A 14036-nucleotide genomic window follows, 5' to 3' on the forward strand; every position below is an offset into this window, starting at 1 on the left:
ATGACCGAGCTTGAGCTGCGCATCGCCATCATCGAACATTGCCGTTCCATGAATGCCACCGGGTTGAACCAGGGCACGTCAGGCAATATCAGCGTTCGCCATGACGGCCGCATGCTGATCACCCCATCGGCCGTTGCCTATGCCGAGATGACGCCCGAGATGATCGTTTCGATGCCGCTGGATGGTGAGGCAAATGCCTGGGTGGGACCGAAGAGGCCCTCGGTCGAATGGCCCTTCCACCGCGATATCCTGCGCGGCCGGCCGGAAATCGGTGCCATCGTCCATACGCATGCGATGTTCTCGACCATTCTTTCCATGGCCCGCAAGCCCATCCCGGCCTGCCACTACATGATCGCCGCATTCGGCGGCCATGATGTGCGGGTGTGCGATTATGCCCGCTACGGCACGCCTGACCTGTCGAAGAATGTGCTCTCCGCGCTCGAAGGACGGTCCGCCTGCCTGATGGCCAATCATGGCATGATTGCAACCGGTCCGACGCTGGAAAAGGCCATGTGGGCGGCGGTCGAGCTGGAGACCATCGCCAAGCAATATTATCACGCTTTGCTGATCGGCGGCCCGGCGATCCTGCCGGATGAAGAGATCGTTGGCGTGCTCGAGGGCTTTTCGACCTATGGACTGCAGGAGAAACGCGCGTGAGTGCTGAAAACGGCATAGTTGACCTGTTCATCATCGGCGGTGGCGTCAATGGTGCCGGCATCGCGCGGGATGCGGCCGGCCGCGGCATGTCCGTCATTTTGTGCGAGAAGGACGATCTGGCGCAGGGCACAAGCTCGCGCTCCGGCAAACTTGTGCATGGCGGCCTGCGTTATCTCGAATACTACGAATTCCGGCTTGTGCGCGAAGCACTGATCGAGCGCGAGGTCCTGCTGGAATCGGCACCGCACATCATTTGGCCGATGCGGTTTGTTCTGCCGCACAGCTCGTCCGACCGTCCGGCCTGGCTCGTTCGCCTCGGCCTGTTTCTCTATGACCATCTGGGCGGACGCAAGCGCCTGCCGGGCACGCGCACGCTCAATCTGGCGACAGCGCCGGAGGGCGCTCCGATCAAGCCGGAGTATCGCAAGGGTTTCGAATATTCCGATTGCTGGGTGGACGATGCCCGTCTCGTGCTTTTGAATGCGCTCGATGCCAGCCAGCGCGGGGCGCAGGTGCACACACGGACGGCCTGCACATCCGTGCGGCGCAATGGCGATCTCTGGGATATCGAGATGACCGAGGGTGCGACCGGTCGCAAGATCCCGGTCCGGGCGCGCTGTGTCGTCAACACCGCCGGTCCCTGGGTCAACGATATCATTGGCCGCGTCGCCGGACTGAATTCGGCCCGCAATGTCCGCCTCGTCAAGGGCAGCCACATCATCGTGCCGAAGTTCTGGGAGGGCCGTCAGGCCTACCTGGTCCAGAATCCCGACAAGCGGGTGATCTTCATCAACCCTTACGAAAACGATCTGGCGCTGATCGGCACCACGGACATTCCCTATGAGGGACGGCCGGAGGATGTGAAGGCGGATGCGAGCGAGATCGACTACCTGATCACGTCGGTGAACCGTTATTTCAAGCAGCAGCTGGCCGCGAGCGACATCGTGCACAGCTTTTCCGGCGTGCGGCCGCTTTATGACGACAATGCCGAAAACCCGTCGGCCGTCACCCGCGACTATATTTTCGAGGTCGACGCGCGCAATGGTTCAGCGCCGCTGCTGTCGGTGTTTGGCGGCAAGATCACCACGTTCCGGAAACTTTCCGAACATGCGCTGGAAAAGATCCGGCCGTTTTTCCCGGCCATGGCACAGGGCTGGACCTCCAGGGGCGCGCTGCCCGGGGGCGACATGCCGGCTGCGGATTTCGAACAGTTTCTCGGCGACCTGCGGGCCCGCTATCGCTGGCTGCCGATGGACCTTGCCAAGCATTATGCGCGTCTCTACGGCACGCGCGCCCATGCGCTGATCGGGAGTGCCACTTGCCTTGCGGATCTCGGGCAGGTTTTCGGGCGGCTCCTGCGCGAGCGCGAGGCGCTGTTCCTGATGGAAACCGAATGGGCGCAGACGCCGCAGGACATTCTGGAGCGGCGCACGAAACACGGGTTGCACATGACGCAGGGCGAGCGCGATGCCTTTGCGTCCTGGTGTGAACAACAATTGAAGGCGGCCTGAAACTGCATATCGGAGACTGGCGTGAGAAGTTCTGAATTCGAAGCCCTGCTGGACGTATCGGCGCGGGTCGGTGCCGATCCGGCGCTCGTCCAGGGCGCAGGCGGCAATACATCGATAAAGGAGGGCGGCATCCTCTGGATCAAGGCGTCGGGCCTCTGGCTGATGCAGGCGCGGCAACGGGACGTGATGGTGCCGGTGGCGCTTGAGCCGCTGCTTGATGCATTGGAGCGCGACGATCCATCGACGGAGAAAGCCCAGGATTTCGTGATCGCCGATCGCAATCCGCTGGGGCTTCGACCGTCGATCGAGACCACGGTACATGCGCTGATGCCGCAGAAGGTGGTGATCCACGTGCATTGCGTCGAAACCATTGCAACAGCGGTTCAGGCCAATGCCGAGGTGCTCGCGGCCTCGAAACTGGCTGATATCCCGCATGTCTTTGTGCCCTATGCCCGGCCGGGCCTGCCGCTGGCAAAGGCGATCGCTGACCGCATCGGCGAGGATACCAGCGTGCTGATCCTTGGCAATCACGGCCTCGCGGTCGCCGGCGAAACGGTGGCGGAGGCGCAGGCTCTGCTCGCTGAGGTTTCGCAACGGCTTGCCCTGCCGGTGCGAGCCGCAGCCAGAGCCGATCTTGCCGCGCTGTCGAGACTGAGCCTCGATAGCGCCTACATGCTGCCCGCAGACGAACGTATTCACGATGCCGCGACCGACCTTGCTAGTTGCATGATGGCCGCCGGCGGCAGTCTCTATCCGGATCACGTGATCTTTCTCGGCAAGGGATCGGTGATCGCAGCACCGCAGGACACGGCCCTTTCGATCGAGAAGCGTTTTGTCGCCGATCGTGTCGCTCTGCCGCCGGCAATCCTGTTTCCGGGCAAGGGCGTGCTTGTGGCCCGGGACATCACCGCCGGCGCGCAGGCGATGGCGCGTTGCCTCTCCGATGTGCTGTCACGCATCCCTGAAGGGACGCGGGTGCGCTATCTGACGGATGCCGAAAACGCCGAGCTTCTGGGCTGGGATGCCGAGAAATACAGGCAGGCGCTGAATCGGGCCGGGCAGGCGCTGCAATGACGCGCGGCACACCCCTGGTCATCGGTATCGATATCGGCACCTCCGGCGCCCGTGCCGTGGCGATGGATCCGTCCTTTGCGATCCTGGCCTCTGGTTCGGCGAAAATGGCGGATTTTTCTGCCGATCACCGCGATCCCGCCGTCTGGTGGACGGTATTGCAGGTGGCGCTCGGTGGTGTTCTGGCCGGGATCGACGTGTCCTGCGTTCGCGCCATCAGCATTGACGGGACCTCCGGCACGCTGCTGCCGGTCGGCGCTTCCGGCGAGCCCCTGGCGGCTCCGATGATGTATAATGACCCGGTCTCGGATGCTGCCATCCTCGCGCGCATCGCCCGTTGCGCACCGCAGGACAGTGCCGCCCATGGTGCGACATCGGGGCTTGCCAAGGTCCTGACGTTCCAGTCGCTGCCAAATGTCTTTCGCATCCTGCACCAGGCCGATTGGCTCGCCGGGCATTTCACCGGCCTTTACGACGTGTCGGATGAGAACAATGCCCTGAAGACCGGTTACGATCCGGTGGCGCGGTGCTGGCCGGACTGGATCGGGGAGACCGGTGCGCGCATGGACCTGTTGCCCGATGTTCTGCCGGCGGGTGCGCCGATCGCCGGCATCTCTGCGGACGCGGCCGAGGCTTTCGGCCTGCCCGATGATGTCGTCATTGTCGCGGGCACTACGGATGGCTGTGCCTCGTTTCTGGCGACGGGCGCTGACCAGCCGGGCGATGGCGTTTCGGCGCTCGGGACGACGCTCACGGTCAAAATGCTGTCCGAGCGGCCCTTGTTTGCGCCGGAATACGGGCTCTACAGCCACCGGATCGGCGATATGTGGCTGGCTGGCGGTGCGTCCAACACTGGTGGTACCGTGCTTGCCGCGCATTTCAGCAGCGAGCGGATTGCAGAGCTTTCGCGCGATATTGACCCATCGACCGATAGCGGGCTCGACTATTATCCGCTGGTGCGCGATGGCGAACGCTTTCCGGTCAACGATCCGCAGATGAAGCCGCGCATGAGCCCAAGGCCGCAAAGCGATGGCGATTTCCTGAAAGCGATCTTCGAGGGCATTGCCGGCGTCGAACGGCTTGCCTATGACCGCCTTTGCGGGCTTGGCAGCCCGGCGCTGCGCTCGATCCGGTCGGTGGGTGGTGGCGCGCAAAACCCTGTCTGGACCACGATCCGCAGCCGCAGGATCGGCGTTCCGTTCCTGCCTGTTCTGTCGGAAGAGGCGGCCGCCGGTGCCGCGCGGCTGGCGCTTGCCGGGGCCAAAGAGGCGGGCGTGTTATGAAGGCTGTCTCGCCATCCCTGCTTTCCGGCGTCGGCGATCTTGCCGACAGGTTCGACGCTTTCCTGATCGATCAGTTCGGTGTTCTGCGTGACGGCAAGGGGCCGTATCCTGGTGCTGCCGACACATTGCAGCGCCTGAAACAGGCTGGAAAAACGATCGTCATTCTCTCGAATTCGGGTAAACGCTCGGCGGAAAACGACACGCGTCTGGCAGCGCTCGGCTTCGACCCCAAAAGCTGGGACTGGTTCCTGACATCGGGCGAAGTGGCCTGGCGTCTCCTGGCCTTCGAAAACGCAGGCGAGGGCGAAGGTGATGGTCGTCCGCGCCGCTGCCTGCTGATCAGCCGCGACGGCGATACCTCGCCTCTGGATGATCTCGACATCGAGCGCACGGAGCGCGGCGAGGATGCCGATTTCGTGCTGCTGGCGGCAAGCGAAGGCGACCGTCATCCGCTTGCTCACTACGAGGCGCTGCTTTCGCCGGCGGCCCGGAGAAACGTGCCCTGTCTCTGCACCAATCCGGACAAGATCATGCTGACGAAAGACGGTACCGCCTTTGGCGCCGGGCGGATCGCCGAACTGTACGAGGAACTGGGCGGTCCTGTGCGCTGGATCGGCAAGCCCTTTCCCGACATCTACGCCGCCGCCCGCGATTTTCTCGACCCGATCGGTGCGGGCCGCATCTGCTGCATTGGCGACAGCATCGAGCATGACATTGCCGGTGCCGCGGGTGCCGGCTTCGGCTCCGTGCTGGTGACCACCGGCATTCTCGAAACGGCTTCGGATGCCGAGCGACAGGCGCTGTTCGTTGCGCACGGTGCCATCCCCGATTTCATCATGCCGAAATTTCTCTGGTAAAGGACGAAGCCCATGGCGTTCACGCTGTCGCTCAACACCAATCCGCTGGTCAACCGCTTTGCCGAGGCCGATGACCTGATCGACACGATCGCGCACAGGATCCGCATCGGCTACGTGCAGTTGACCCATGAATTCATCAATCCCTCCTGGCCGGCGGCAACCATCAGCAAACATCTGCGCCAGTTTCGCAGGGCCCTCGATCGCACCGGTGTCAAGGTGACCTCGGGCATGACCGGCCCCTATGGCCGTCTCAACCATTTTGGCCATCCGGATGCCGATGTCCGGCGCTATTATGTCGACTGGTTCAAAACCTTCGCCGATATTTCCGCAGAACTCGGCGCCACCGGCATGGGCACCCAGTTCGCCATTTTCACGCACAGGGATTTTGACGACCCCGCCCGCCGCGAAACGCTGATGCGGATCGCCATCGATTGCTGGGGGGAGGTGGCCGCGCATGCCAAGGCGGCCGGATTGACCTACATGTTCTGGGAGCCGATGTCGGTCGGCCGGGAGTTCGGCCATACGATCGCCGAATGTCGCGCGCTCGACACGCGGCTGTCGGAGGCCGGCCTGCCGATCCCGCTGAAGATGATGGTCGATATCGACCATGGCGACGTAACGTCAAGCAATCCCGCCGATATCGATCCCTATGCCTGGGCGCAGGCCTTTCCCAAGGAATCGCCGATCATCCACGTCAAGCAGTCGTCGATGAACAAGGGCGGCCACTGGCCGTTCATCGCCGCCCACAACAAGGACGGCCGCATCACGCCTGAAAAACTGCTCGACACGGTTCGCAGCGGGGGCGGAACCGACAACGAGATCTGCCTCGAACTGTCGTTTCGCGAGCGCGAGCCGACCGATCATCTGGTCGTCGACATGATCCGCGAATCCGTTGAGTTCTGGGAGCCGCATATCGACACCGGTTTCAACCGGTAATCCGGCACAGCCCTATCGCGCGGTGCGTCCTCCCTTGCGCAAGCGCGACGAGCGCCCGGCCTTCGTGCCGGGCGTCTTCGTATCAACGTTCCCGGTAATCAGATCCCTTGCGTCACCAGGAATGCCTTCATCCGTTCGACGGCCAGATCGGGCCGGTCGAGAACATTTGCCTGGTCTGCTAGACGGAAGATATCGGCATAGTGCAGAATGCCGCGCGCCGACTGCATGCCCGCCGGCATGGTAAAGTGCTGCTGGTGGCCGTTCAGCCAGGCGAGGAAGACGACGCCGGCCTTGTAATACTGCGTCGGCGCCTCGAAGATCTTTCGCGACAGCGGCACGGTGGGCCGGATGACGGCGCGGAAGGTTTCGACGTCGCCTGCGGCAAGCGATGCGAGCGCTTTTGAAGCGGAGGGCGCCACGGCGTCAAAAATGCCGAGCAAAGCATGGCTGTAGCGGGCGCCGTCGCCTTCGATCAGGTCGGCATAGTTGAAATCGTCACCGGTGAAGCAGAGTACGCCTTCCGGCAAACGGTTGCGCAATGCCACTTCGCAGGCATTGTCGAGCAGCGAGATCTTGATGCCTTCCACCTTGTCCCTGTTGTCCTCGATGATCGAGAGTACCGTTTCCAACGCCATCTCGAAGACGTCGGAGCCCCAGTAGCCGCGCAGTTGCGGATCGAACATATCGCCCAGCCAGTGCAGCACGACCTTGTTTTCGGTCTGGCGCAGGATGTGGCCGTAGACGCGGCGATAGTCGTCGGGCGAGCGGGCAATATGCGCCAGAGCGCGGCTGGCCATCATGATGGCCCGGCCGCCGGATTTTTCGACAAAGCCGATCTGCGTTTCATAGGCCTTGATGACGTCGTCCAGTGACCGCGCATCGGATGGCGCCAGATGATCTGTTCCTGCACCGCAGGCAAGGTCGGCGCCGGCAACGGTCCGCGCTTGAGCAAGCGAGCGCCGGATCAGCTCCTGCGCGCCCGGCCAGTCGAGGCCAAGCCCGCGCTGGGCCGTATCCATCGCCTCGGCGATCCTGAAACCGAGGCTCCAGAGATGGTGGCGAAAGGCCATTGTCGCGTCCCAGTCGATCGCCGGTTGGCCCCAGGGCGTCGTATCGCGCCAGGGATCCGACACGACATGAGCCGCCGCATAGGCGATCCGGTTGAAGCGCGGCGGTGTCGCAGGCCGGGCGATCGGCGTTCCCGTGAGCCTGTAGGGCTTAACGGTTCCGTCGCTATGGGGAAGCGGCAAATTGGCTGTCACGAGTTTCCTCCTCACACTGGCCGATGTCGGATAATTTAGATCGTTCCAAATTTCAAGTCTCTATTTTTTGAGGGTTTGTGAGACCTGGCCGCACAATATCATCTTCCCACCCATGAATTTATTTCATTTTTTTGCTGTGAAAAATTAAGGTAAAATATTGATCTTAATGCCTTTATTGTAAATCTTTGAAAAAGTTCGGTTTCGCTTGTTTCCGTCCTTCGGGTGGGTATTGAAACATTCTGCTCACGTCCCGCTTGACAAATTTGGAACGTTCCAATTATTTAGTCGATAACAACGGGCCGCAACAGGTCTTTCTCCGGGAGGTGGATGTGAGCAGGGAGCGGGTAACGGTCATTGATATCGCGCATGCCGCCGGCGTGTCGAAATCGACCGTATCGCTGGTCCTGCAGGGCAGTCCGCTGGTCAACGAGGGGACGCGCGCCAGGGTCAATGCTGTGATCCGCGAGCTTGGCTATGTCTACAATCGCGGTGCGGCCAATCTTCGCCAGTCGCATTCCAAGTCCAAGATCATCGGCATCGTCGTCAACGACCTGACCAACAGCTTCTTTGCCGAACTCGCCGTCGGCGTCGACATGGTCGTCCAGTCGGCGGGCTATGTGCAGTTCCTGTCAAACACCGGCGAGAGCGTCGATCGCCAGCGCGAGGTCATCGCCTCGATGCGCGAACACGGCATTTCCGGGCTGATCCTGTCTCCGGCGCGCGGCACGGAGGCCGCCGATCTCAAGACGCTGGTGGCCAGCGGTATTCCTGTGGTCAATGTCGTCAGACAGGTTGCCGGCGCAAAGGTCTCCTCGCTGGTCTCGGATAACAGGACCGGCATGCACGAGGCGGTCCGTCATCTTGCCGGTCTCGGTCATGGCCGCATCGCCTTTCTCGGTGGCTTTCCCGATACGGCGGTGTTCGCCGACAGGCTGGCCGGTTATCGGGATGCGATGGTCGCGATGGGCCTTGTGCCGCAGGACGATCTGGTGATCAGCTCGGCGCCGTCACGGGCCGGCGGCGTTGCGGCCATCGAGCGGGCGCTTGTGCTGAACGAACGGCCGACGGCGGCGGTCTGCTTGAACGATGCGGTGGCTTTCGGCGTCTGCGACGGCCTGCGCGCCCATCGGCTCGAACCCGGTTCCGATTTCGCCGTTATCGGGTTTGACGATGTGATCGAGGCGCAGACGGCCGTGCCGGCGCTGACAACGATCTCGGTCGATCCGCAGGGCATGGGCCGGCGGGCGGCACAGCTGCTTTTGAAACAGATCAATGCGGGCAATGCCGAGGCCGAGGCCGTCGTCAGTTCCGTGCGGCTTGTGGTGCGCCAGAGTTGCGGTGCCGCATCCGACAAGAGGGAAAGGCTGGCCTTGTTATGACACGCTGGGGATTGATCGGTGCGAGCACGATCGCGCATGAATGGGTGATCGACGCGATCCGCGCCACGGGCGGTGAGATCGTCTCTGTCATGAGCACCAGCGCCGAGCGCGGCTCGGAATATGCCGCCGGCCACGGCATTGCCAAATCCGTGACCAGCGTTTCCGCGCTGCTCGACGATCCGGATGTTGAGGCCGTCTATATCTCGACCACGAACGAGTTGCATCGCGACCAGGTACTGGCGGCGGCAAAAGCCGGCAAGCACATCCTTTGCGAAAAGCCGCTGGCGATGGCGCTGGAGGATGCTCATGCCATGGTGAAAGCGGCAAAAGACGCCGGTGTCGTCATGGCGACGAATCACCATTTGCGGGGCGCTGCAACGCACCGGGCGATGCGCGATGCGATTGCCGCCGGCAGGATCGGCAAGCCGCTTGCAGCCCGTGTCTGCCATGCTGGCTATCTGCCGCCGCACCTGCAGGGCTGGCGGCTTGATCGCCCGGACGCCGGTGGTGGTGTCATTCTCGATATCACGGTGCACGACACCGATGCGCTGCGCTTCGTGCTCGGCGACGATCCGGTCGAGGCGGTTGCGCTCGGCCAGTATGGTGGCCTGGCAAAGGCTGGCCTCGAAGATGCGGCGATGGGCGTCATCCGTTTCAGATCCGGCTTGATCGCGCAGTTCCATGATGGCTTCACCACGAAATATGCAGTCACCGGGTTCGAGGTCCATGGATCCGAGGGCTCGCTGTTTGCCAGCAACTGCATGACCCAGAAGCCGATCGGCACGGTGATGCTGCGCAATGTCGATGGCGAGACCGACCTGCCGCTTGATCATCGCAATCTCTACGAAAACACGCTTCTCGCCTTTGAAGCGGCGATCGCCGGCCGGGGGCAGCCCTTGTGCAGTGGTGAAGACGGCATCTGGTCGCTGGCGACCGGCCTTGCCGTGATGCAGGCCGCAGCCAGTGGCACGACCGTTTCCATCGAACCCGGACTTTGAGACGACGCAGATGAGCAAACATATCACCCCGGCTGAAGCCGCCTGCCTGATCCCGGACGGAGCGGTCGTCACCGTCTCCTCGTCAAGCGGTCTCGGCTGCCCGGACCTGATGCTGAAGGCGATTGGCGCGCGTTTCGACGAGACCGGCCATCCAAGAAACCTGACGACGCTGCACCCGATCGCCGCCGGCGATATGAGCGGTATCAAGGGCATCGATCATATCGCCAAAAAAGGTCTGTTGAAGACGATCATCGGCGGATCCTATCCCTCCGGCCCCTCGACCTCGGAGCCACCCCTGATCTGGCAGATGATCGGCAAGGACGAGGTCGCGGCCTATAATATCCCCTCCGGCGTGCTGTTCGACATGCACCGGGAGGCCGCCGCCAAGCGTCCGGGCGTGCTGACCAAGATCGGCCTCGATACCTTCGTCGATCCGGCGCGCCAGGGCTGCGCGATGAACGCTTCAGCCGAGGCCCATCCGGTGGTGAAAAAGATCGAGTTCGAGGGCGAGGACTGGCTGTATTTCAAGGCGATCGTGCCGCAGGTGGCGATCATCCGCGCAACGACGGCGGACGAGCGCGGCAATCTCACCTATGAGCACGAAGGCGCCTACCTCGGCGGTCTCGACCAGGCGCTGGCCGCCCGCAACAATGGCGGCATCGTCATCGCGCAGGTCAAGCGCATCACCAAGGCGGGATCGCTGAAGCCACATGACGTGCGCGTACCCGGCATGCTGGTCGACTATGTGGTCGTCGATCCCGACCAGAAGCAGACGACGCTGACCGATTACGATCCGGCCATTTCAGGCGAAATCTTCCGGCCGCTCGACAGTTTTCGCGTGCCGGACTTCAACATCCAGAAGGTTATCGCCCGCCGTGTGGCGCAAGAGCTCGAGGCTGGAAGCTGCGTCAATCTCGGTTTCGGAATCTCGGCCAATGTGCCGCGTATCCTGCTGGAGGAAGGGCTGCATGGGTCGGTCACCTGGGTGATCGAACAGGGTGCCGTCGGTGGCGTGCCGCTGCTCGATTTTGCCTTTGGCTGCGCCTCGAATGCCGACGCCTTCATGCCCTCGCCCTATCAGTTTACCTATTTCCAGGGCGGTGGTTTCGATGCCTCGCTGCTGTCCTTCCTGGAAATTGACAGGTCCGGCTCCGTCAATGTCTCGAAGCTTTCCTTCCGGCCGCATGTGACGGCCGGGGCGGGCGGCTTTGTCGACATCACGGCGCGGGCAAAAAAGATCGTCTTTTCCGGCATGTACAATGCCGGCGCAAAACTCTCGCTGGCCGATGGCAGGCTGGTGATCGAGAAGGAAGGCAAGCTGAAGAAACTGGTCAATGCGGTCGAGCACGTCACTTTCTCCGGCCGTCGCGCCGTCGAACAGGGCCAGGACATCACCTATGTCACCGAACGTTGCGTCATGACCCTGACACCGCAGGGCCTGCTCCTCACCGAGATCGCACCGGGTGTCGATCTGCAGGCAGATATCCTCGACCAGTCGGAATTCCCGCTGATTGTGTCCGACACCCTCAAGCTCATGGATGACGCCTTGTTCCGGGACGCCCCGATCGGGCTGAGCTTGCCGGAAAAGCCGATCCGCACGCTGCAGGGAGCGTTCCATGGCTGATCAACGGATCAAGATCGAGATCGACGGTGCAATTGCCACGCTGACGATCGCCCGCCCGGAAAAACTCAATGCCTTCGACATCGACATGCTGAAGGCGCTGGGTGCGGCCTGCGACACGATCGAGGCCGATGCCAGCGTCCGGGTCGCGATCCTGACCGGCGAGGGCAAGGCCTTCTGCGCCGGCGGCGACATCAAGGCCTGGGGCGCAATGCGCCCCAATGACTTCGGTCATCAATGGGTGCGTTTCGGCCATCGCGTGTTCGAACGGCTGGCGACCCTGCGCATGCCGCTGATCGCCGCAATGAACGGCCACGCGCTGGGTGGCGGGTTGGAGCTGGCGGCCACGGCCGATATCCGGATTGCAGAGACGCAGATCAGGATCGGCTTGCCGGAAACGGGACTTGGCATGGTGCCGGGCTGGTCGGGCACGCAGCGCCTGGTCAAGCGTTTTGGCGCGCAGGTGGTGCGTCGAATGGTGCTCGGCGGCGAGATGTTTTCAGCGGAAGAGGCGAGGGCACTGGGACTGGTCGATGCGGTGGCGGAGACGGGAACCGGGCTTTCCGCAGCAAAGGCCTATGTCTTGCGGATTGCGCAGCGCGGGCCGGCGTCGCTGGAGATCTGCAAGTTGATGATCGCCTCTGCCAATGGCGAGGACAATGGCACCGCCGTCGAGGCGCTGGGATCGATACTCGCGGCGAGCACCGGCGACATGAGAGAGGGCGTTGCGGCTTTTTCCGCAAAACGCCCGGCGGAATTCAAGGGAGAATGGGAATGACGGTTCTGGTAAAGCCCAAGGCTTTGGCCGACGCAGGCGTGCGCGAGTTCAAGATGCTGATCGACGGCAAATGGGGCGATGCTGCCGAGGGCCGGACGCTGGAGCGCGTCGCGCCCGGTCACGGTGTTGCCGTCAGCCGCTATCCGGCGGCAACGAAGGTAGACGCCGAACGCGCCATCGCCGCCGCGCGCAAGGCCTTCGACAAGGGCCCGTGGCCGCGCATGACGGCGTCGGAGCGCTCGCTGGTTCTGCTCAAGGCCGCCGACATGATTGCCGCGCGTGCCGATGAACTCGCTTTTCTCGATTGCATCGAAAGCGGCAAGCCGATCAGCCAGGCCAAGGCGGAACTGGGTGGTGCGGCCGATATCTGGCGCTATGCGGCTGCCCTTGCCCGCGACCTGCACGGCGAAAGCTACAACACACTGGGCGACGGTACGCTGGGTGTTGTCCTGCGTGAGGCGATCGGTGTCGTTTCTGTTATCACGCCGTGGAATTTCCCCTTTCTGATCGTCAGCCAGAAGCTGCCGTTTGCGCTTGCCGCCGGTTGCACGACGGTGGTCAAACCGTCCGAACTCACCTCCGGCTCGACGCTGGTGCTGGGCGAAATCCTTGAGGCTGCCGGTGTTCCGGCCGGCGTCGTCAATATCATCACCGGAACCGGCCCGGATGTCGGCGCGGTCATGACGGGCCATCCGGACGTCGACATGATCTCGTTTACCGGGTCGACCGGTGTCGGCAAGCTGACGATGACCAATGCGGCGCAGACCTTGAAGAAGGTCTCGCTCGAACTCGGCGGCAAGAACCCGCAGATCGTCTTTCCCGATGCCAATCTCGATGATTTCATCGATGCGGCGGTGTTCGGCGCCTATTTCAATGCTGGCGAATGCTGCAATGCCGGCTCGCGGCTGATCGTCCACAAGGACATTGCCCAGGATGTCATCGCGAAGATTGCGGCGATGTCGGCGAAGGTCAAGGTCGGTGATCCGCTCGATCCGGAAACCCAGGTTGGAGCGATCATCACGCCGCAGCACCTCGAAAAGATCGTCGGCTATATCGCGTCGGCCTCTGCCGATGGTGCGACCGTCTCCCATGGCGGGTCGGCGCTCGACCTTGGTTCCGGTCAGTTCATGTCGCCGACCATCCTGTCTGCGGTCACGCCCGATATGGCGGTGGCGCGCGAGGAGGTCTTTGGCCCGGTGCTGTCGGTACTCACCTTCGAGACGATGGACGAGGCAATCCGGATTGCCAATTCCATCGACTACGGACTTTCCGCCGGCGTCTGGAGCCGCGATTTCGATACGTGCCTGACCGTCGGCCGCAAGGTGCGGGCCGGCACTGTCTGGATGAACACGTTCATGGACGGCGCCTCGGAACTGCCCTTCGGCGGCTATCGCCAGTCCGGGCTTGGCCGCGAACTGGGGCGCCATGCGGTGGAGGACTATACCGAGACCAAGACGCTCAACATGCATATCGGCGGCCGCACCGGCTGGTGGATGCCGGCCAGTGCCAGGAGCACCTGACGCTGAACGATTGAATTGCTCTTTCGCAAGGCTTGCCGCCTGGCGCTGATTGCATCCGAATTCGGCATGCGGAGAGGAATTGCATATTACCGGCTGTCCTATGGAGAGCCGGCATTCAACGGCGGGGGAGGAGTTTCCCGCTTTTTCGGACTTGCAAACGGGA

The 14036-nt window shown here is 62.7% G+C and carries 12 protein-coding genes; 11 read left to right on the forward strand and 1 reads right to left on the reverse strand.

Annotated elements, in window-relative coordinates; all coding sequences use genetic code 11:
• Genes AX760_RS21425 through AX760_RS21450 form a run of 6 tightly spaced genes read left to right on the forward strand, consistent with a single transcriptional unit; the run spans position 1 to position 6315 of the window.
• Positions 1-657 carry a class II aldolase/adducin family protein gene (locus AX760_RS21425; protein ID WP_071835041.1) on the forward strand — a complete coding sequence of 219 codons (657 nt, stop codon included), beginning with the start codon at positions 1-3 and terminating at the stop codon, positions 655-657.
• Positions 654-2168: a glycerol-3-phosphate dehydrogenase gene (locus tag AX760_RS21430; protein ID WP_071835042.1), complete on the forward strand. Its 1515-nt coding sequence runs from the start codon at positions 654-656 to the stop codon at positions 2166-2168. Before AX760_RS21425 ends, AX760_RS21430 begins: the two co-directional genes overlap by 4 nt.
• Before the next feature lie 21 nt (positions 2169-2189).
• Entirely contained in the window at positions 2190-3242 is a 1053-nt protein-coding gene (locus tag AX760_RS21435; RefSeq protein WP_071835043.1) for a class II aldolase/adducin family protein, read from the forward strand.
• The gene (locus AX760_RS21440) at positions 3239-4522 is read left to right on the forward strand and encodes an FGGY-family carbohydrate kinase (protein WP_071835044.1); all 1284 of its coding nucleotides are present in this window, start codon (positions 3239-3241) and stop codon (positions 4520-4522) included. Before AX760_RS21435 ends, AX760_RS21440 begins: the two co-directional genes overlap by 4 nt.
• The gene (locus AX760_RS21445; RefSeq protein WP_071835045.1) at positions 4519-5379 is read left to right on the forward strand and encodes a TIGR01459 family HAD-type hydrolase; all 861 of its coding nucleotides are present in this window, start codon (positions 4519-4521) and stop codon (positions 5377-5379) included. The genes AX760_RS21440 and AX760_RS21445 overlap by 4 nt, the downstream gene beginning before the upstream one ends.
• Before the next feature lie 12 nt (positions 5380-5391).
• Entirely contained in the window at positions 5392-6315 is a 924-nt protein-coding gene (locus tag AX760_RS21450; protein ID WP_071835046.1) for a sugar phosphate isomerase/epimerase family protein, read from the forward strand.
• Positions 6316-6413: 98 nt separating this feature from the next.
• On the opposite strand, the gene AX760_RS21455 is transcribed toward AX760_RS21450, so the two are convergent.
• Positions 6414-7577 carry a dihydrodipicolinate synthase family protein gene (locus AX760_RS21455; RefSeq protein WP_071835047.1) on the reverse strand — a complete coding sequence of 388 codons (1164 nt, stop codon included), beginning with the start codon at positions 7575-7577 and terminating at the stop codon, positions 6414-6416.
• Positions 7578-7906: 329 nt separating this feature from the next.
• On the opposite strand from AX760_RS21455, the gene AX760_RS21460 reads away from it, so the two are divergent.
• From AX760_RS21460 to AX760_RS21480, 5 genes are read left to right on the forward strand one after another with little or no spacing between them, the layout of a single operon-like run.
• On the forward strand, positions 7907-8956 hold the full coding sequence (locus AX760_RS21460; RefSeq protein ID WP_071835078.1) for a LacI family DNA-binding transcriptional regulator: 1050 nt from the start codon (positions 7907-7909) through the stop codon (positions 8954-8956).
• Positions 8953-9954 (forward strand): Gfo/Idh/MocA family protein, encoded by a 1002-nt coding sequence (locus tag AX760_RS21465; RefSeq protein WP_071835048.1) that lies wholly within the window; start codon positions 8953-8955, stop codon positions 9952-9954. The genes AX760_RS21460 and AX760_RS21465 overlap by 4 nt, the downstream gene beginning before the upstream one ends.
• A gap of 10 nt (positions 9955-9964) precedes the next feature.
• Positions 9965-11578, forward strand: coding sequence for an acyl CoA:acetate/3-ketoacid CoA transferase (locus AX760_RS21470; protein ID WP_071835049.1), 1614 nt, complete (start codon positions 9965-9967; stop codon positions 11576-11578).
• A complete protein-coding gene (locus tag AX760_RS21475) occupies positions 11571-12353 on the forward strand; it encodes an enoyl-CoA hydratase/isomerase family protein (RefSeq protein WP_071835050.1) in 783 nt (260 codons plus the stop codon). Before AX760_RS21470 ends, AX760_RS21475 begins: the two co-directional genes overlap by 8 nt.
• Positions 12350-13873 (forward strand): aldehyde dehydrogenase family protein, encoded by a 1524-nt coding sequence (locus AX760_RS21480; RefSeq protein ID WP_071835051.1) that lies wholly within the window; start codon positions 12350-12352, stop codon positions 13871-13873. Before AX760_RS21475 ends, AX760_RS21480 begins: the two co-directional genes overlap by 4 nt.
• The last annotated feature ends 163 nt before the right edge of the window (positions 13874-14036 follow it).

Origin of the sequence: Pararhizobium antarcticum (assembly GCF_001885585.1) — a bacterium.
GTDB lineage: Bacteria > Pseudomonadota > Alphaproteobacteria > Rhizobiales > Rhizobiaceae > Pararhizobium > Pararhizobium antarcticum.

Excerpts from the sequence above, each read along its gene's own strand:
- AX760_RS21480 (WP_071835051.1), top strand. The coding sequence starts at position 12,350 with ATGACGGTTCTGGTAAAGCCCAAGGCTTTGGCCGACGCAGGCGTGCGC.
- AX760_RS21470 (WP_071835049.1), top strand. The coding sequence starts at position 9,965 with ATGAGCAAACATATCACCCCGGCTGAAGCCGCCTGCCTGATCCCGGAC.
- AX760_RS21445 (WP_071835045.1), top strand. The coding sequence starts at position 4,519 with ATGAAGGCTGTCTCGCCATCCCTGCTTTCCGGCGTCGGCGATCTTGCC.
- AX760_RS21475 (WP_071835050.1), top strand. The coding sequence starts at position 11,571 with ATGGCTGATCAACGGATCAAGATCGAGATCGACGGTGCAATTGCCACG.
- AX760_RS21450 (WP_071835046.1), top strand. The coding sequence starts at position 5,392 with ATGGCGTTCACGCTGTCGCTCAACACCAATCCGCTGGTCAACCGCTTT.
- AX760_RS21425 (WP_071835041.1), top strand. The coding sequence starts at position 1 with ATGACCGAGCTTGAGCTGCGCATCGCCATCATCGAACATTGCCGTTCC.
- AX760_RS21465 (WP_071835048.1), top strand. The coding sequence starts at position 8,953 with ATGACACGCTGGGGATTGATCGGTGCGAGCACGATCGCGCATGAATGG.
- AX760_RS21440 (WP_071835044.1), top strand. The coding sequence starts at position 3,239 with ATGACGCGCGGCACACCCCTGGTCATCGGTATCGATATCGGCACCTCC.